This is a genomic window from Lentzea sp. NPDC054927 (genome assembly GCF_053610285.1).
In genome coordinates, this window is record NZ_JBSGXZ010000004.1 from 185,074 (window position 1) to 202,328 (window position 17,255).

General features: G+C 68.4%; 17 protein-coding genes and 1 tRNA gene. 7 read left to right on the plus strand and 11 right to left on the minus strand.

The window, feature by feature from the left end:
- Positions 1–357 precede the first annotated feature (357 nt).
- A complete protein-coding gene (locus ACWGE0_RS09025) occupies positions 358–1,644 on the plus strand; it encodes a UDP-glucose dehydrogenase family protein (RefSeq protein WP_452260365.1) in 1,287 nt (428 codons plus the stop codon).
- Here ACWGE0_RS09025 and ACWGE0_RS09030 read toward each other — a convergent pair.
- The 3 genes from ACWGE0_RS09030 to ACWGE0_RS09040 all read right to left on the minus strand — a co-directional run bounded on the left by ACWGE0_RS09030 (position 1,641) and on the right by ACWGE0_RS09040 (position 6,020).
- Positions 1,641–2,582: an NAD-dependent epimerase/dehydratase family protein gene (locus tag ACWGE0_RS09030; protein ID WP_452260366.1), complete on the minus strand. Its 942-nt coding sequence runs from the start codon at positions 2,580–2,582 to the stop codon at positions 1,641–1,643. The genes ACWGE0_RS09025 and ACWGE0_RS09030 overlap by 4 nt on opposite strands.
- Before the next feature lie 71 nt (positions 2,583–2,653).
- Positions 2,654–4,609: a glycosyltransferase gene (locus ACWGE0_RS09035; RefSeq protein ID WP_452260367.1), complete on the minus strand. Its 1,956-nt coding sequence runs from the start codon at positions 4,607–4,609 to the stop codon at positions 2,654–2,656.
- Positions 4,602–6,020, minus strand: coding sequence for a glycosyltransferase (locus ACWGE0_RS09040; protein ID WP_452260368.1), 1,419 nt, complete (start codon positions 6,018–6,020; stop codon positions 4,602–4,604). Before ACWGE0_RS09040 ends, ACWGE0_RS09035 begins: the two co-directional genes overlap by 8 nt.
- A 53-nt stretch (positions 6,021–6,073) precedes the next feature.
- Here ACWGE0_RS09040 and galE point away from each other — a divergent pair, with 53 nt between their 5' ends.
- Positions 6,074–7,057 carry a UDP-glucose 4-epimerase GalE gene (gene galE, locus ACWGE0_RS09045; protein WP_452260369.1) on the plus strand — a complete coding sequence of 328 codons (984 nt, stop codon included), beginning with the start codon at positions 6,074–6,076 and terminating at the stop codon, positions 7,055–7,057.
- Here the strand turns inward: galE and ACWGE0_RS09050 are convergent.
- Positions 7,042–8,169: a hypothetical protein gene (locus ACWGE0_RS09050; RefSeq protein WP_452260370.1), complete on the minus strand. Its 1,128-nt coding sequence runs from the start codon at positions 8,167–8,169 to the stop codon at positions 7,042–7,044. The genes galE and ACWGE0_RS09050 overlap by 16 nt on opposite strands.
- A 123-nt stretch (positions 8,170–8,292) precedes the next feature.
- On the opposite strand from ACWGE0_RS09050, the gene msrA reads away from it, so the two are divergent.
- The 3 genes from msrA (at position 8,293) to ACWGE0_RS09065 (ending at position 9,510) form a co-directional block, all read left to right on the plus strand.
- Positions 8,293–8,952: a peptide-methionine (S)-S-oxide reductase MsrA gene (gene msrA / locus ACWGE0_RS09055; protein WP_452260371.1), complete on the plus strand. Its 660-nt coding sequence runs from the start codon at positions 8,293–8,295 to the stop codon at positions 8,950–8,952.
- A 10-nt stretch (positions 8,953–8,962) separates the two neighbouring features.
- Positions 8,963–9,280 carry a type II toxin-antitoxin system RelE/ParE family toxin gene (locus ACWGE0_RS09060; RefSeq protein ID WP_452260520.1) on the plus strand — a complete coding sequence of 106 codons (318 nt, stop codon included), beginning with the start codon at positions 8,963–8,965 and terminating at the stop codon, positions 9,278–9,280.
- Positions 9,281–9,351: 71 nt separating this feature from the next.
- Entirely contained in the window at positions 9,352–9,510 is a 159-nt protein-coding gene (locus tag ACWGE0_RS09065) for a hypothetical protein (protein ID WP_452260529.1), read from the plus strand.
- Between the two features lie 376 nt (positions 9,511–9,886).
- Here the strand turns inward: ACWGE0_RS09065 and ACWGE0_RS09070 are convergent, their stop codons facing one another.
- Genes ACWGE0_RS09070 through ACWGE0_RS09085 form a run of 4 tightly spaced genes read right to left on the minus strand, consistent with a single transcriptional unit; the run spans position 9,887 to position 14,166 of the window.
- Positions 9,887–10,243, minus strand: coding sequence for a septal ring lytic transglycosylase RlpA family protein (locus ACWGE0_RS09070; protein WP_319967212.1), 357 nt, complete (start codon positions 10,241–10,243; stop codon positions 9,887–9,889).
- Between the two features lie 45 nt (positions 10,244–10,288).
- Complete coding sequence (locus tag ACWGE0_RS09075) at positions 10,289–10,681, minus strand: contact-dependent growth inhibition system immunity protein (RefSeq protein WP_452260372.1); 393 nt, start codon at positions 10,679–10,681, stop codon at positions 10,289–10,291.
- A 28-nt stretch (positions 10,682–10,709) separates the two neighbouring features.
- Positions 10,710–11,339: a hypothetical protein gene (locus tag ACWGE0_RS09080; RefSeq protein WP_452260373.1), complete on the minus strand. Its 630-nt coding sequence runs from the start codon at positions 11,337–11,339 to the stop codon at positions 10,710–10,712.
- Between the two features lie 40 nt (positions 11,340–11,379).
- The gene (locus ACWGE0_RS09085) at positions 11,380–14,166 is read right to left on the minus strand and encodes a BTAD domain-containing putative transcriptional regulator (protein ID WP_452260374.1); all 2,787 of its coding nucleotides are present in this window, start codon (positions 14,164–14,166) and stop codon (positions 11,380–11,382) included.
- 312 nt (positions 14,167–14,478) lie between these two features.
- On the opposite strand from ACWGE0_RS09085, the gene ACWGE0_RS09090 reads away from it, so the two are divergent.
- Positions 14,479–15,270 carry a cytochrome P450 gene (locus tag ACWGE0_RS09090; RefSeq protein ID WP_452260375.1) on the plus strand — a complete coding sequence of 264 codons (792 nt, stop codon included), beginning with the start codon at positions 14,479–14,481 and terminating at the stop codon, positions 15,268–15,270.
- On the opposite strand, the gene ACWGE0_RS09095 is transcribed toward ACWGE0_RS09090, so the two are convergent.
- Positions 15,245–15,673 carry an OsmC family peroxiredoxin gene (locus tag ACWGE0_RS09095; RefSeq protein ID WP_452260376.1) on the minus strand — a complete coding sequence of 143 codons (429 nt, stop codon included), beginning with the start codon at positions 15,671–15,673 and terminating at the stop codon, positions 15,245–15,247. The two genes, ACWGE0_RS09090 and ACWGE0_RS09095, sit on opposite strands and share 26 nt — an antisense overlap.
- 122 nt (positions 15,674–15,795) lie before the next feature.
- On the opposite strand from ACWGE0_RS09095, the gene ACWGE0_RS09100 reads away from it, so the two are divergent.
- Positions 15,796–16,701: a S66 peptidase family protein gene (locus ACWGE0_RS09100; protein ID WP_452260377.1), complete on the plus strand. Its 906-nt coding sequence runs from the start codon at positions 15,796–15,798 to the stop codon at positions 16,699–16,701.
- 45 nt (positions 16,702–16,746) lie between these two features.
- Here the strand turns inward: ACWGE0_RS09100 and ACWGE0_RS09105 are convergent.
- Both ACWGE0_RS09105 and ACWGE0_RS09110 read right to left on the minus strand, forming a co-directional pair.
- A tRNA-Gly gene (locus ACWGE0_RS09105) sits at positions 16,747–16,819 on the minus strand.
- 32 nt (positions 16,820–16,851) lie between these two features.
- Entirely contained in the window at positions 16,852–17,250 is a 399-nt protein-coding gene (locus ACWGE0_RS09110) for a DUF7674 family protein (RefSeq protein WP_452260378.1), read from the minus strand.
- Between the last annotated feature and the right edge of the window lie 5 nt (positions 17,251–17,255).

A 17,255-nucleotide genomic window follows, 5' to 3' on the forward strand; every position in this document is an offset into this window, starting at 1 on the left:
CGTCCGTAAGACGTACTCCGAACGAGTATCTCAATTGGTGGACGTCTGTGGCTTAGGGTAATCACGGACGTCCTTGTTGGAGGAAACGGCCAGGAGGGCCATTACGGTTCGCGTCAAGAACGCCAAACCGCCCAATGTGACTAATGTCACTGTGATCCACATGTGTCGCCTCCGAGTGGTGACCTACACCCGTAGTAGACGTCTAGCACTCCGCGTCGGTTGCAAGTCGCACCGACTCGCGTTCTTAACAGAGTCGCTGCGAGAGATCTCACGGCCACGTCAATCCACCCCGGCGGCACCGGCTCCTGTGCGACGATCGGCGCTCATCTGTTCGCGCTGATCAAGGGCGGTTTGGGGATGTTCGTTCGCCGGGTTGCGGTCGTCGGGGCCGGGTACGTCGGGCTCACCTCAGCTGCCTGCCTCGCATCGCTGGGGCATCACGTCGTCTGCGCGGACATCGACGAGAAGAAGGTCGAGCAGCTCAGGAAGGCCGAAGTCCAGATCTTCGAGCCGGGGCTCACCGAACTCGTCCAGGAGGGCATCGCCGCCGGGCGCCTGGAGTTCGTGGTCGGCGTGCGCAACGCCGTCGAGGACGCCGAGGTCGTCTTCCTCTGCGTGCCGACGCCGATGGGCGAGGGCGGCGCGGCCGACCTCAGGGCCGTCGAAGCCGCGGTCGCCGAGATGAAGGACCTGCTCGCGCCGGGGACCGTCGTCGTCAACAAGTCCACGGTTCCGGTCGGCACCGCGGCCCGCGTCCTCGAACTGCTCGGGCGCGACGACGTGTTCGTCGCCAGCAACCCGGAGTTCCTGCGCGAGGGCAGCGCGGTCAAGGACTTCATGCACCCAGACCGGATCGTCGTCGGCTCTGACGCTCAGAACGCCGCCGAACGCGTCTCAGCCCTCTACGCCCGCCTCGGTGCGCCCACGGTCCTCATGGACGCCGCCAGCGCCGAGCTGGTGAAGTACAGCGCGAACTGCTTCCTCGCGATGAAGCTCAGCTACGTCAACGCCATGGCCGAGCTGTGCGAGCGGCTCGGCGCGGACATCGCCAACGTCACCGAGGGCATGGGCTTCGACCAGCGCATCGGGCAGTCGTTTCTGCAGCCGGGTCCGGGCTGGGGCGGGTCGTGCCTGCCCAAGGACACGCACGCGCTGCTCCAGATCGCCGAAGCGGCCGGTCACGAGTTCGAGCTGCTCAGCGCCACGATCAACACCAACGAGAAGCAGAGCCGGCTGATCATCCGCAAGATCGCGGACGCGGTGGGCGGAGACCTCAACGGCAAGAAGCTCGGGTTGCTGGGCCTCGCGTTCAAGGCGGGCACCAACGACCTCCGCGACTCCCCGGCGCTGAAGATCGCCAAGATGCTCAAGAACGAAGGCGCCGAGCTCATCGCGTACGACCCCGCCATCACGGAGGCCGTCGAGGGCGTCACGGACGACGTCACGGTCGTCGACGACGTGCAGCAGGCCGCGAAGGACGCGAACGCACTGGTCGTGCTGACCGAGTGGCCTCAGTTCCGGTCGCTGGACTGGGCGGCGCTCGCCGGGACGATGACCGGGCAGGTCGTGGTGGACACCCGCAACCTGCTCGACGTCGACATCCTGACCCGCGCCGGCCTCACGTCACACGGAGTCGGCCGCTAACGCACCAGGGCGTGCGCCGAGTACCACTCGATCGTCTTCACGAGACCCTCGCGCAGGTCGACCTCGGGCTCCCAGCCCAGCAACGACTGCGCGCGGGTGATGTCCGGCTTGCGCTGCGTCGGGTCGTCGGTCGGCAGGTCCGAGTACTCCAGGCTCACCGACACCCCGGTCAGTTCGCCGACGATCTGCGCCAGCTGCAGGACGGTGATCTCCTGCGGGTTGCCGAGGTTCACCGGGCCGAGCTCGCCCTTGAGGTCCGCCAGCGCGAGGATGCCGCGGACCAGGTCGCCGACGTAGCAGAAGCTGCGGGTCTGCTTGCCCGTGCCGTAGACGCTCAACGGCTTGCCGCTCAACGCCTGGTGCACGAAGTTCGACACCACCCGGCCGTCCGTGGCGTGCAGGCGCGGGCCGTAGGTGTTGAAGATGCGCACGATGCCGACGTCGAGCAGGCCCATGCGGTGGTAGGCGCCGAGCATGGCCTCCGCGTACCGCTTGGACTCGTCGTACACGCTGCGCGGGCCGATGGGGTTGACGTTGCCCCAGTACTCCTCGGGCTGCGGGTGTACCTGCGGCTCGCCGTAGACCTCGCTGGTCGACGCCTGGATCAGGCGCGCGCCCTTCGCCATCGCCATCTCGGCGACCTTCTTCATGCCCGTCGAGCCGACCTCCAGCGTCTCCAGCGGACGCTCCAGGAACTTCGGCGGCGACGCGGGGGAGGCGAAGTTCAGCACGAGGTCGACGGGACCCTCGACGGTCCAGTCACCGCAGATGTCCGCCTCGACGAACTCGAAGCGCGGCTCGTCCGCGTACCTCGTGACGTTTTCCTCGAGCCCGGAGGAGAAGTCGTCCACGACCACGACCGACCAGCCGCGGTCGAGCACCGCGTCTACCAGGTGCGATCCGATGAATCCCGCACCGCCGGTGACCACTGCACGCATGGCGTGAACCAACCCCTCCCCCAGGACCAAAGACACGAACGAGTGAAACCTAGGCTACGAAACGCCTATGGCTAGGCGTTTTGCGCCTCCCAGTTGCTGAGCCACACGTCACGCGCCTCGCGCTCGCCGCGGATGGACGACAGCCAATCACCGAGGGCGTCGACCTGCAGTTCGAGCGCACCGGACATCAGGCGCGGGCAGCTCTCCCGGACGGCGTCGAAGCCCGCGTCCTGGGAGATGTTCGTGAGGCTGAGCATCGAGGTCGCCGACTGCCGGTAGCGGCCGACGATCGTCTGCACGTGCGCCGCGTGCCCGCCGCTTTCCGCGACCCGGCACCACAGCTCGTAGTCCTCCCACCCGTGCAGGCGGCGGTCCAGCGTGTAGCCCTCGAGCTTCTTCAACGCCTCGTGCTTGATCAACGCCATCGCGTCGATGTAGTTGCCGTAGCGCAGCCGCCACGGCTCCCACGGCCACACGCCCATCAGGCCGACGGGACCGGTCGAGTCGAACCGCTGCAGCACGCCGTACGCGAACGACGCGTCCGGTTCGGCGTCCATGGCGGCCACCAGCCGTTCCAGGCCGGTCGGCACGATCGCGTTGTCCGAGTCGAGCACGAACACCAGCTCGCCGCGCGCGTGCCGGAACGCCTCGTTGCGCGAGCGCGGCAGACCGCGGTTGACCGGGTGCCGCACCAGCGTCATCGGGACGTGCGGGCTGCGGTCCATCCACTTGCGCACGGTCTCGTTCGAACCGTCGTTGGAGCAGTCGTCGACGACGATGATCTCGAGGTCGTTGTACGAGCCGGACGCGGCGGACTCCAGCGCTTCGACGACGTACGGCTCGTGGTTGTACAGAGCCATGATCACCGAGACGCGCGGCGTACTGCGGTCCCATGCCGGCGTGCGGTGGTCGACCACCGGCGTCGGGTCGATCGCCGGGTCGGTCGAGACGCGCCGGCGCAGGTCGATGATGTCGAGCCGCATCTCGCGGATCGCCTGGCGCACCGCGTCGATGCTCTCCGGCTGGCGTTCCCAGGACGGCGTGATCTTCTGCCGGAACGGCTGCGTGCGGCTCGGGCCGAGCTTCAGCTGGTGGCCGTCGTGCGTCTTGCGCAGGTCCTGGGCCACCGACACGAGCTTCTCGACGCCGACGGAGAACGGGTTCTCCTTGATCAGCGCGTAGGCGTTGCGGCGCAACGTCTTCAGCCGGGCCGGGTCCTCCAGCAACGAGGCCAGCGCGTGCGGCATCGTGGACAGCGCGGAGAACACCAGGTGCTTGTTGTGCTGGAACGGCTCGGTGTGCAGCGAAGTCTCGGACAGCATCACCGCACCGCAGTGCGCGGCTTCGGCGGCGCGCAGCCACTCGAAGTACGGCTCGTCCGCCTGGTGGATGTTGACGAGAACCTTGGTGCCCGCCAGCAACTCCCGCTTGCGCTCACCCGTCACGAACGCCGCGTGGTCGCCGATGTTCGGCGCCGCGTTGTCGGACAGGATCAGGCGGCTGCGGCGTGACCACAGCTGCCGGCCGATCTTCGAGAGAGCGTGCTCACGACGTGGCGTCGCGCAGCCCAGGAACAGGATGTCCAGCTCGTGCTCGTCGGCGTCCGGGTCGAACTTGTCCCACGACGGCGTCCAGCCGAACTGCAGGTGCTCCGCGGAGATGCCCTGCGCCTGGTAGCGCTTGACCGACAGCGTGCTGAAGTCGAACACCGCGCCGAGCTTGTGTCCGTAGTAGACGTTCGTGTCGAAGTGCGACGACGACGGCTGCTCGGCCGTGATCCCGATGCAGCGCTTGGCCAGCCGCGGGTCCTCGAGGAACTGCCCGCCCTCCAGCACCGCGTACTCGTGCGTGGGCAGCAGGACGAAGACGTCGTCGGGTTCGGTGTCCACGACGGACGTCACGACGTCGGCCGGCACGCCGAGCCGGTTCGCCTCGTCGACGATCGCCTCCGCCAGCTCGTGGAAGAACGCGTTCTGGAACCGCGACTGGACGACGCGCAGACGCAGATCAGGCCGCTGGTCAGGCATTGCGGCCGCCCTTGATCACGCCGGTGGCCTTGCGCAGAGGTGCCGTGACGCGCCACGACGTGGAGCGCTCGAGGTCGGCGATCTTGTCCTGCAGCGTGGTGCGCCAGTGCTGGTGCTCGCGGATCTCCTCGTCCAGCCTGCGGTTGAGGCGGTCGTTGTCGCGGGCGTACTCGGCGAGCAGCGTGGTGGCCTCGTCGAGCGCGGTGAGGCGTTCGGCGGCCTTGGCCAGCTCGGCGTACTCGTTCTTGAGGTCGTGCAGTTCCTGCGCCACCACGTATTCGCGGCGGCGGGACTCCTCGAGCTCGGCCAGCGCCTTGCCCAGCGCGTCCTCGAGGCCGGTCGCGACCGACTCGGCGCGCTCACGGGCGGCCTTCTGCTCGTCGGCGAACTGGAGGCTGCGTTCCAGCTGGTCGGTGGCCGGGTCCGCCTCCGGGGTGACGACCTGGGACAACGGGTGGCGAGCGGTGCCGCCCTTCGTCTTGGTCCTGGTGGCGGCGGTGACCGCGGCCTGCAGGTGCTTGACCAGCGATTCCTCGGAGTAGTGCTCCTGGACCCACGCGCGGTAGGTCCGGCGTTCCTCGATCGACGGCTCCTGCGCGAACACCGCGGCGGCCTTCTCGACGATCGTCAGCACGTCGGCGTCCTCGACCGCGTGCGTGCCGGGAGCCTTGAACAGCTCGGCGCCACCGCCCGCCGGGTAGCCGATGACGACGCAGCCGGCGGAGAGCGCCTCGGCGACGGGCAGCCCGAAGCCCTCGTCGCGGCCGAGCCCGATGAACACGGACGCGTCCGCGAGCTCGTCGGCGATCTTCTGCTCGGTCACGTCGTCGAGCGACACGACCTCGACACCCGCGAACCGCTTGTCGTTGCGGAAGAGCGTGGTCAGCACGGCGGCCTCACGCGGGCGCTTGCGGGGGAGCAGCACGATCTTGCGCTTGCGCTCCTCTGCGAAGCGGTACAGCTCGGTGTCGATCACGTACGGCACCAGCTGGACCTTGAGCTTGGGGTGCAGTGCGCTCAGCACCTTCACGCTGACCTCGGAGCCCGCCCACACCTGCGGCGCGGGCTTCCACGCCGGGTAGTCGGTCCCCGTGAAGTTGTCGTAGGTGTAGTAGTGGTTCTGGTTGTAGACGACCTTGCGCACGCCCGGCGCCGGGTCGAACCCGTCCAGCACCATGACCTCGGGGACGACCAGCACGTCGTCGGGGCCGAGCTCACAGGTCTCACCGCTGATGACCTTCGCGGTCGAGGTGAACCACCCGACCTGGAACCCCTCGGCGAAGTGCCACACCTTGGCGTCGAAGCCGGTGCGCTCAGCGAGTTCCGCGTGCCGGTACATGGCGCGCACGCCGCCGGACGGCTCCGTGACGTCCGGGACTACGTACACGACCTGGCGAGTCATGGTCGACATCAATCCCCTCGTGGGTCTGGCATAGCCTGTCGCCGTCGAACGGAGGACAAGCGGTGACGATCCTGGTTACCGGCGGTGCGGGTTACGTCGGCTCGCACGTCGTGCACGCGTTGACCGACGCCGGACGCGGCGTGGTCGTCGTTGACAACATGCGCACCGGCTCACCGGAAGCCGTACCTCCTGGCACCCCGGTACACACTATCGACGTCACCGAGACCGCGAAGCTGGAACAGGTCATTCGCGACCACGGTGTGACGGCCTGCATCCATCTGGCGGGTCTGAAGAACCCCGGCGAGTCCATGAAGGACCCCGGTCTTTACTTCCACAACAACGCCACCGGCACGTTGTCCGTGCTGAACGCCCTCGTCGGCACCGGTGTGCGTGATCTGGTCTTCTCGTCGTCCTGCTCGGTCTACGGCGCCGCGGAAACGCTGCCGATCACCGAGGACAGCCCGTTGCAGCCCATCAGCCCGTACGGCCACAGCAAGCTCGTGGGCGAACGGATGATCGAGGCGTACGGGAACGCGCACGGCCTGCGCTGGATGTCGTTGCGCTACTTCAACGCGGCCGGAGCGGCGCTCGACGGCAGCATCGGCGAGGACTGGGGCCCGACGCACAACCTGGTGCCACTGCTGGCGAAGGCTGCTTTGGGAGCGCGACCACCGGTGACGTTGTTCGGCAGCGACTACCCGACCGAGGACGGCACCGCGGTTCGCGACTACACGCACGTGGTGGACCTGGCCGAGGCGCACGTCCTGGCGCTGGGGCATCTGCAGGCCGGCGGTTCTTCGTCTGCCTTGAACCTGGGCACCGGCACGGGGTACTCGGTGCTGCAGGTCGTGAAGGGTCTGGAACAGGTCGCAGGACGGCCGTTGCCGGTGACGTTCGGCGAGCGGAGGCCGGGAGACCCGCCCGTGGTGTGGGCGGATCCGGCCCGAGCCTTCGACGTGCTGGGCTGGCGTGCCAGGTTCGGTCTGCCCGAGATCCTCGCCACCGCGTGGCAGTGGCACGCCAGCACCGCTCACTTGGCGGGGTAGTTCTTGTCGATCGCGGCGACGACCTTGTCCGCGCCGGTGTCCATCGCGGCCTTGGTCTTGCCGCGGACCTCGACCCGCACGAGGGACTTGTCGGAGACGTAGAAGATGCGCGAGTCGAACGGCGCGTCCGGCACGTCGGTCGCCTTCTCCGACACCATCGCGGGCAGCTGCTTCGGCCCGGTGGACGCGGCGAAGCCGTAGCCCTTCTGCACCTCGGAAAGCGCGTCGGCCGCGGTCTTGGCCGCCGCGCCGTCGGTGCAGGTGAAGATGTGGACCTGGGTGAACCAGTCGTCGGCGAAGAGCACCTGGGACATGCCCGCCTCAGCACCGCACGTGGTCATGAGAGCGGCCTCGTCCGGGCTGAACTGCGACTTCTCCTTCGACGCCTTCTCCACGGTCACCGGACCGGTGTTGGCAGCGTCGACCTTGCCGGCCAGCCCGTTGAGCGGCAGCTTCGGCCCGGCGCTCGACGACGTGGTCGACGGCGGAGGCGTGTTGCTGCTCGCCGTGGTGCCGCCGCCGGACTTACTGCCCGCGGTGAACCACCAGATGCCGCCACCGATCAGCGCCAGCACCAGCACGACGCCGATGATCGCGAAGACCTTGCCCTTGCCACCACCGCTGGAGTCGTCGAAGACCTCCGGCCCGTGGCTCCAGCCCGGTGAGGGCTGGTTGATCTGGTCGAAGTCACCGCCGACCCACGGAGGCGGCGCCTGCTGTTGCTGCTGCTGGGGCTGACCCCACCCGCCGGGCCCGGGCTGCACCGGCGCCACGAACTGCGTGCGGTCGGCGTCGCCGCCACCGCGCTGGCCACCGGGCACCACCTGGGTGGCGTCCGGGTTCGGGTTCTGGGTCTGCGGGTTCTGCTGCGGCCCCTGTCCCTGAACGTTGACGACCTGGGTCCGATCCGAGGTACCGGGCTGCTGCGTGCTGGGCGGCTGCGCCTCCCACTTGAACGGAGGAGCGAATGGCCCGCTCTGTGGATTCTGGGCAGGCCCACCGCCAGCCGACCCGGAGAGGACCTCGTCCCGGCGGCGTCGGTAGTCGTCAGCCGAGATCCGACCAGAGGCGAGTTCGTTGTCGAGCTTCTGCAGCTCGTCTTGCCAGGTCACCCCTGGCACCCCCTTCCGCGCGAACATGAGACTCGGACATTGTGCCCGTGCCCACTTATGCCTTCGTGCGGGCCTCACAAGTCGTGACCTGGTTGTGGCGCACCGCACCGTTATATTGGCCGCATGTCGTGGTTCGGGCGGAACAAACCGCAGGTAGTGGCCACCGAGGACGCGCTGCCGGGCCGCGCGGAACCGTTGCAGGTCTCCTCGTCCCACGCGGTGTTCCCGGACCGCGGCCTGCAACCGCCGTTCCCGTCCGGTCATCGGACCGCTGTCTTCGGCATGGGTTGTTTCTGGGGCGCCGAACGACTTTTCTGGCAAACGCGCGGCGTCTGGACCACCGCCGTGGGCTACGCGGGCGGCTCCACGCCCAACCCGACCTACGAGGAAGTCTGCTCGGGACGAACCGGGCACGCCGAGGTCGTCCTGGTCGCGTTCGACCCGGCCGTGCTGCCGTTCCAGGAACTGCTGCGGGTGTTCTGGGAGGGGCACGACCCGACGCAGGGGATGCGGCAGGGAGCGGACATCGGGACCCAGTACCGGTCCTTGGTGCTGGTCGCCGACGAGGGGCAGCGGGTGACGGCTGAGGCCTCCTTGGCCGTCTATCAGGCGGCTTTGGACGCGTCGGGGCTTGGTGCGATCACCACGGCCGTTGAGCCGCTGGGGGAGTTCTACTACGCGGAGGACTACCACCAGCAGTACCTGTCCGAGGCCAAGAACCCTTATGGCTACTGCGGTCTGGGTGGCACCGGGGTGTCGTGCCCGGTCGGCCTGAAGGCCTGATCTGTCAAGGCTGTTCGCGACCGCTGCCTTCTACGTCGATCTGTTGGGGCGGGAAGGCGTGCACCTGGGCGAGCCGTACATGCGCCAGTTGGACGGCAAGCTGAGAGAGTTGCGGTTCCACCTGGATGGCAACGCGATGCGCATCACCTACTGGATCGCCAGCGGGCGGAGAATCGTGCTGCTGACGGTGTTCCGCAAGACGCGCATGCGCGAAAGCCAAGAGGTGGTTCGTGCGCGCCGTGCACTTGCGCGGTGTATTGATCAGCTCCACACCGTGGACGAGCGAGATCCGGAAAGAACGCGGCTTGAGCCAATCGCAGCTCGCTGAAGCATCCGGGATGACCCAGCGGGCGGTGGCTCGGTTCGAGGCGGGTGGCACGGTCCCGACGATTCCCGTGCTTGAACGGCTCCCACACGCCCTCGACCCGGAACTGGTGGTCCGCCTCGCGCCGCGGTCAGCGGCCTGAAGGCCTGATCGCGCATCAGCAGAAGATGAGTCCGCACGGCCGCGTCGTCGTGGTCGTCGTGACCGGCGGCGGCTTGGGCGTCGTGGTCTGAGCCGGCGGCTTCGTCGTGGTCGTCGTGGTGACCGCGGTCGTTGTGGTCGTTGTCGTAGTCGTTGTCTTAGAAGAAGAAGACGGCGCGGACGATGAGGGCGACGACGACACTGTCTGTGATGGTGTCTCGGACTGCGTGGGGAGCACCGAAGGCGTGTTGATGAGCGAAACACGGGCCGGTTTGTCGGTTCCCGGGCCTGTCGGATCACCCGACGCGAGCGATCCGACATGCGGCGCGAGCACGTAAAACGCGGCGACGACGGCGCCCAGGAGCGCCCCCGTTGCGAGCCGACCCGGCCCACTCATCGCCGCCAACATTCGGTTTGCTTATCCCGTTCACTCGAATGGGTCAAGCGAAACGAAAGTTTTCGCTTCGATCAGACCTTGGTGACGGTGACGCCGACTACTCCCTGTGACAGCGGGGCGATTGCCTTGAAGCCGCGAGGGGTCAGGTCGATGCAGCGGCCGGTGATGAACGGGCCACGGTCGTTGATCCGCACGGTGACCGTCTTGCCGTTGGAGCGGTTCTTCACCTTGACCTTCGTGCCGAACGGCAGGGTCTTGTGCGCGGCGGTGAGCTTGTTGGGGTCGAAGCGCTCGCCGCTGGCAGTCGTGCCGCCACCGGAGTAGTAGGAGGCCTTGCAGGTCTCGGCGGACGCGACGGGGGAGAAGAGCACAGCGGTGGCGGCGAGAGAGGCCAGCGTGAGGCCGGCCGCCGCGAGAGTCTTAGCCATGCGACTAGGAACTCAGCACGCGGCAAAGACTCGCCTAACGCACGCCTAACCGGGAAATTGCTCGGCGGCGGACACCAGCAGGCGCCAGTCGCCGTCGGGCAACGTGCGCAGTCGATCGAGCAAAGTGGACATTCTGGACAGCAACTCTGGGTGATCGGACCAGAAGGAGTGATCTACTCTCAGTAGAGCGGCCAGCAGGTCGCCTGGGTAGAGCGCGAAGGACCGCAGCGGGTCGCATTCGACGTGTTCCAGCGCCAGCAGCGCGGTCACGTCCAGCCCCACCTGATGCGTCACCAGCAGGTGCAGCGAAGTCGGCGTCAGCTGGCCCACCGGCAGGTCGCGCAGCGCGCACAGGTCCCGGTAGAGCTGGGTCGACGACGAGTCAGGTCTCAGCCAGTCGTCGTCGCTCAGGTGCGCGAGCGTGCGGTCCCGGTCCACGCACCCATGGTCCACGCAAAGGGAAGACCTAGCGGGCCGACTGAGGCAACGGTTCGGCATTGGGCGACTGCCAGCCGACGCGCACGAGCACCTCGCCCTCGTGCAGCAACGCCTGCGATGCCAGGCCCCACGCGGTCGATGCCAGCAGCACGGCGCTCACGGCCTCGCCCAGGCTCAGCCAGTCGTGCCCGGTCAGCCGGATCAGCACCCCTTTGCGCCGCGCCACCAGTTCCAGGTCGCAGTTCTCGGCGTTGGCCGCGTGCAGCATCCACGTCAGTGCGGAGTCCGGCACCTCGTCGGCGAGGAACGGCCGTGGGTCTTCCCGGCGCAGCGAGATCGCCGCGGCGGAGGCCACCTCGCACGAGAACGCGTCCAGCTCCCAGCGCGGGTGCACGGACGCGACCAGGCCGTCCGCGGCCGTGGTCCGCAGGACGTGGCAGTCCCAGCCCATCGCCGAGAGCGCGACCCGCACGTGGTGCAGCACGGCACCACATGCGAGCAACGCCGTCTGGTCCGTGCGAGTCGTCACGAGCTCGAGGCACTCGTTGCCGTTCCGCCATCGGTACGGCGGGACGAGGCCGAACGACGGTGCCCGTGCCGCGAGCTTCAGCACTTCTTCGACGGTTCCTGCGTCTGGGGTGCGCACGCTGGTCCTCATCCGCGAGAGCCTGCGCGCGCCCGGTTGCACGGAGACTGCGCTACGACTGCGCCGCCGCGACCACCTGCGACACCGTCATCGCCGCACCACGCGCGAAGTGTTCGGCGTAGTCGGCACCGAGCGTCTGCTGGCACAACGCCACGCACTGGTCGTGTGAGGCCGCGAAGTTCGCCGAACCGAACAACGGCAGCCCGACCGACTGCCACACCCGGTCCGCGCCGCCCAGCAGCAGCGCGGCGTGCGTGGCGGACCCGGTGACCACCGAGATCAACGCCAGCAGTTCCACCGACACCGCGATGCCCAGCAGGTCGTCGAACTTCTCCTTGATGCGCAACGAAGAAGTAGCCAGCTCACGAGCCTCGACGACGTCACCACGTCCCATCGCCACGAAAGCCAGGACGTACAACGCGTACGCGCGCGCCCAGAGCTCGCCGTTCTCCTCACACACGGCTCGTGCCTCAGCGCAGATCTCCGCCGCACGGTCGAGTTCGCCGCTGAACGCCACGGTGATCGCCAACGCCACCCGCGCCATGATCACGTTGCTGTCCAGGTGCCCCAGCTCCGCGTGCCGCCGGTCCGCCTGGGCCAGCAACGACGCCCCCAACGGCAGGTCGTCGTCGAACACCGCCGCCGCACCCTGCACGTAGGTCGCGAAGACGTCGGCGTCCTCGTCGTCCAGCAGCGCTGCTTCCGCGCGGCAGGCCGCCAGCAACGCGGGCACCGCGGCGGTGTTGCCCTGCAACGTCGCCACGTATCCGGTGACCCACAACGCCTTGCAGCGCGCCCGTGACGGTTCGGTGTCCAGCGACAACGCCCAGTTCAGCCAGTGCCGTCCCTCGGCGAACCGCCCGCAGCCGACCCAGTAGAACCACAGCGTCGCCGCCAGCCGCAGTCCCTTGTCGGCCTCGCCCGGCGTGGTCAGCGAGTGCTCCAGCGCTGCTCGCAGGTTGCCGCTCTCGGCCGTCATCGCCCCGACGGTCGCGGCCTGCCGTGGCGTGAACCAGGCCCGTTCGCCCCGCTCGGCCACACCGGCGTACCAGTCGCGATGCCGTAGTCGCAGCCGTGGTTCCTCATCGCTCGCACGCAACCGCGTCTGCCCGTACTGGCGCATGGTCTCCAACAGCCGATAGCGCGCCACGCCGGCGTGTTCCTCACGCAGCAACACGGACTTGTCGACCAGCCCGTCGACGGCGTCGAACATGTAGTCCGCGGTCAGCGAGTCGTCCGAGCACACCGCCTCGGCCGCGGCGAGGTCGAAGCTGCCGGCGAAGACCGAGGCCCGTGCCCACAACAGCTGCTCCCGCGGCGAGCAGAGGTCGAAGCTCCAGTCCATGGTCGCGATCAGGGTCTGGTGCTGCGGCAACGCGGTCCGCCCGCCGTTGGTCAGCACCTTGAACCTGTCGTCCAGGCGTTCCAGCAGCTGTGCCGGGCTCAGCGCGCGCACCCGGAGAGCCGCCATCTCGATCGCCAGCGGGATGCCGTCCAGCCGTCGGCACAGATCCGACACTGCCTGCTCGTTCGCCCCCGTGATGACGAACGAGCCAGGCACCGCCGCGTCGGCGCGTTGAGCGAACAACGTCGCCGCCGGATAGGGGACGGACAACGGCGCCACAGACATCACCTGCTCGCCGTAGACCCGCAACGCACGCCTCGAAGTCGCGATCACCCGCAACCGGGGCGCCACCCGCAGCAGCGTGTCGACCAGCACCGCGCAGTGGTCGACGACGTGCTCGCAGTTGTCCAGCACCAGCAACGCCTCCCGGCCGGCCAGGAACTCGGTGAGCACGGTCAGCTGCCCGCGCCCGGTCTGGTCGACCACACCCAGCGCCTCGGCCACCGTGTGCGGCACCAGCGCCCGGTCGCGCAACGCCGCCAGCTCCACCAGCCACACCCCGTCCGGCGGCTGCTCGCTCCGCGCCACGTGCACCGCGAGCCGCGTCTTGCCCACGCCGCCGACGCCGATCAACGTGACCAGCCGGTGCTGCCTGATCAGGTCAGCGACGTGCTCGGTCTCCGGGCGGTCCACGAAGCTCGACCGGTCGGCCGGCAGGTTGCCGCGCACCAGCACGGGGGCGCGTTCGGGCAGGTCAAGGCGTGGATCGGCGTTCAGCACCGCCTGTTCGAGATCGCGCAGCCGGGTGCTCGGCTCGATGCCCAGCTCGTCGACCAGCACGCCGCGAGCCCGCTGGAACGCGGCCAGCGACTCCGCCTGCCGCCCGCACCGGTAGAGCGCGATCATCAGCTGTTCCCACAGCCGTTCGCGGAACGGGTGCTGCTCGACCAGGGAGTTCACCAGCGGCGCCACCGCGGCGTGCTCGCCGAGCTCCAGGGACGCCTCCATCAGGTCCTCGGTCGCGTCCATCCGGAGCTCGGTGAGGCGCGCGGACTCGTGCCGGGTCCACTCGCCGGGCCGGCAGTCCGCGAGCGGGTCGCCCGTCCACAACGCGAGGGCCTCGCGCAACATCCGTGCGGACTCGATCGGTTGTTCGCTGTGCCGCGCCGCTGCGACGAGCAACTCGAACCGTGCCGCGTCAACGGAGTCCACGGGCGTGTTCAGCACGTAGCCGGGTTCGCGGGTCATGATCAGCTCGCCCAGCCCGGCGTCGCGGATCTGGCCGCGCAGGCGTGCGAGGAGACTGTGCAGGGTCTTGGTGGCGGTCGCAGGTGCTTCGTCCGACCAGAGCGCGTCCACGAGCGCGCTTCTCGGCACCGTCTCCCCGGGGTTCAGGGCCAGGCGGGCCACGAGGGTCCGCTGTCCCGCGCTGCTGAGCTGAACTACTCCGTTCGGGCCGGTGAGTTCAAGCGGTCCGAGCAGCCGGATGATCACGTTTTTGGTCCTGTCGTCAGCCCCCGACAAAGGCTGGAACCGCGCAAAGATAGCGCAATGGAATTCGACCCGAGAATCAACGCCCAGCGCGTGACCGCCTATGCCGATCTACGTGCGGTGTTGGCTGATCCGGTGACGTTCTCCTCCCGGAACATGACAGGACCGCAGGTCGCGGCCGTAGCCGTGATGTTGCCGCCGGAGCAGCGGCGATTGCTGGAATTGATGTCATCACTCAACGCGGCGGACGGTGCACGACACGCCCGAATTCGTGCGGCGGCGAATCAAAAATTCACTCCAACGGCCGTGCGCCAAATGGCTGACTCAATTCGATTACGCGCCCGGACGCTGCTCGACGACCTTCCGGAAGAGGCCGACTTCGTGAGCCAGTTCGCCGCGCCGTTCGCGTTGGGTGTCGTCGGCGACGTGCTCGGCGTGCCGGACAGCGACTTCCCGCTGTTCCGCGAGTTCGTGGCACCGGTGCTGGAACTGACCAGCGGCGACGAGGTCAGCGAACGGGTCCTCGGGTCGTACTTCGCCGGGATGAGCGAGTTCTGCGCCTACTTCGCGCGCTCGGACGCGTTCAAGGGCGGGCAGCTGTCCGAGCAGGAACGCCTGTCTCTGTGCCTCGCCGTCGTGGTCGCCGGTACCGACTCGACCACGAACCTGCTGGCCAGCACGCTGCTGCGACTCGACAAACGCGAACGACGGCTGGGCGGCGTCGTGGAGGAGGTCGTACGGCTCGACACGCCGTTCATCGGCTTCTTCCGCACGGCGACATGTCCGGTGACCGTGGGCGGCACGAAGATCGCCGAGGGGGACCACCTGTTCCTCGACTACGCGGCCGGCAACCGCGACCCGCGCGTGTTCACCGAGGACTTCGACCCCGGCAGGCCGTCCGTGCCGGGCCACCTGGGCTTCGGGCACGGACCGCACTACTGCCTCGGCGCCCAGCTCGCGAAGCTGGAGGGCCGGATCGTCGCCGAAGAGCTGCTCGACCGCTCGTCCGAGGTGGCCGAGCAGCCCGGCGACGTGAGTTACCGCAGGCACCTGATCAGTCACGGGCCCGCGGCGCTGCGGTTCAGACCAGGGCGGCGTCCAGCGTGATGTTCTCGACAGCCGCCAGAGCCTTGGAGACCGGGCAGTTCGCCTTGGCACCCTCGGCGGCCTCGACGAAGGCCTCCTGGGTCAGGCCGGGCACGTTGGCGCGCACGGTCAGGTGGATCCCGATGATGCCCTGGCCGGCCTGGAACTGGACCTCGGCCTTGGTGTCGATCGAGGTGGGCGGCGTGCCCGCGCCGGTCAGGCCGTGCGAGAGCGCCATCGAGTAGCAGGAGGAGTGCGCCGCCGCGATGAGCTCTTCGGGGCTGGTCTTGCCACCGGCCTCCTCGGCGCGCGCCTTCCAGTCGATCTCGAAGCTGCCGCTCTTGGACGTGTCGAGGCTGACGTTTCCCTTGCCCTCGACGAGAGAGCCTTCCCAGTGCGCGTTTGCCGTCTGAGTGATGGCCATGATCTCCAGGTCCTTGTCGAACGAGCTCGATCAGGTTGATGCGAGCGGTCAGCACCACCTTTTCACGGCGGGGCCTGGAGATCACCCCGAGAACCACGAGCCGGGACTGGAAGAGTCGTCACGTGGACTTTCTGCTGCCCCCACGTGTCGGCCCGGGCGACCGCGTCCGCCTCGTGTCGCCCGCGAGCTTCCCGAGCGAGGAGGTGCTCGCGGAGTCGGTGCGCACCCTGGAGAGCTGGGAATTGGTCGTGGAGGTCGGCAAGCACGCGATGGACCGTCATGGGTATCTGGCAGGCAGGGACTCCGACCGGCTGGCCGACCTCAACGACGCCTATCGCGATCCCGGAGTGCGGGCGGTGATCGCCACACGGGGAGGCGCGGGCGCCTACCGGCTCGCTGACGACGTCGACTTCGCCGCCGTGCGTGCCGACCCGAAACCGCTGGTCGGGTTCAGCGACATCACCAGCCTGCACCTGGCCTTGTGGCGGTACTCCAGGGTCGCGGGAATCCACGGGTGCCTGTCCGGCGTCCGCTCGGCGGCCTCGACGCAGTCGTTGCTGATGGAGAGCGGTCCCACGGTCCTGCATCGGGACCCCGAGGCGCTCACGGCGGCCGTCCAGATGGCCGGCGCTGCCACGGGGAACCTCGTCGGCGGTCACCTCGGCACGGTCGCCTGGTCCGTCGGCGCCGGACTGCCCAGTCTGGACGGCGCGATCCTGTTCCTGGAGTCCCCGCGTGCGGTCGGGCTCGGGCAGGTCGACCGGCAGCTGACGCAACTCATCCGTTCAGGCTCGTTGCGGGGACTGCGCGGGGTCGCATTGGGCCGGTTCCCGGGGTTCGAGGGCTACGTCGACCGCGACTGGACCGTGGCGGACGTGCTGCGGGATCGGCTGGAGGAGTTGAAGGTGCCGGTGCTCGGTGGCATCGACGTCGGTCACGGCGACCATCCGTTGTCGGTCGCGCTGGGCCCGATCGCAGAGCTGGACGCCGTCGCGGGCACGCTCACCGTGGGCGCCGCAGTCCGGTGAAACGAAAGAAGTCCGGCACCCAACGGGTACCGGACTTCTTTCGAGAGCGGATGACGAGACTCGAACTCGCGACCCTCACCTTGGCAAGGTGATGCGCTACCAACTGCGCTACATCCGCACTGCCTTACGGGAAAGAACTATACAACAGCGTCAGACGGCGTCTCGACCGGGGGGTTGCAACCCGGCCAACAGTTGATCTACCTCGTCCAACTGTTCCTTCGGCCAGCGCCACTCCCACAGCGCCCGCACCTTGGGCAGCACGTCGACCGGCAGCCAGGCCGCGACCTCCTCGCGAAGGTCCCAGTCGTCGAACACGTGCTCGTAGAAGCTGATCAACGCCGCGTTCTCGAGAAACTGCTCCGGTTGGTGGAAGCACCAGTGCGCGAAGCCGTACGCGCGGCGCAGCACCTCGTCGTCCTGGTCGCGGTGTGCTTCCGCGGCCAGTTGAGACAGCTCCGAGAAGAAGACGTGGCAGGACCACTCCTCGGTCTCGGCGACAGCACGAAGTTCCGGCACCAGAGCCGAAGCGCGTTCTCGCCAGTCCACCACGGTCG

Excerpts from the sequence above, each read along its gene's own strand:
- ACWGE0_RS09030 (WP_452260366.1), bottom strand. The coding sequence starts at position 2,582 with ATGCGTGCAGTGGTCACCGGCGGTGCGGGATTCATCGGATCGCACCTG.
- msrA (WP_452260371.1), top strand. The coding sequence starts at position 8,293 with ATGTCGTGGTTCGGGCGGAACAAACCGCAGGTAGTGGCCACCGAGGAC.
- ACWGE0_RS09025 (WP_452260365.1), top strand. The coding sequence starts at position 358 with ATGTTCGTTCGCCGGGTTGCGGTCGTCGGGGCCGGGTACGTCGGGCTC.
- ACWGE0_RS09070 (WP_319967212.1), bottom strand. The coding sequence starts at position 10,243 with ATGGCTAAGACTCTCGCGGCGGCCGGCCTCACGCTGGCCTCTCTCGCC.
- ACWGE0_RS09095 (WP_452260376.1), bottom strand. The coding sequence starts at position 15,673 with ATGGCCATCACTCAGACGGCAAACGCGCACTGGGAAGGCTCTCTCGTC.
- ACWGE0_RS09090 (WP_452260375.1), top strand. The coding sequence starts at position 14,479 with ATGGCTGACTCAATTCGATTACGCGCCCGGACGCTGCTCGACGACCTT.
- ACWGE0_RS09040 (WP_452260368.1), bottom strand. The coding sequence starts at position 6,020 with ATGTCGACCATGACTCGCCAGGTCGTGTACGTAGTCCCGGACGTCACG.
- ACWGE0_RS09035 (WP_452260367.1), bottom strand. The coding sequence starts at position 4,609 with ATGCCTGACCAGCGGCCTGATCTGCGTCTGCGCGTCGTCCAGTCGCGG.
- ACWGE0_RS09080 (WP_452260373.1), bottom strand. The coding sequence starts at position 11,339 with ATGAGGACCAGCGTGCGCACCCCAGACGCAGGAACCGTCGAAGAAGTG.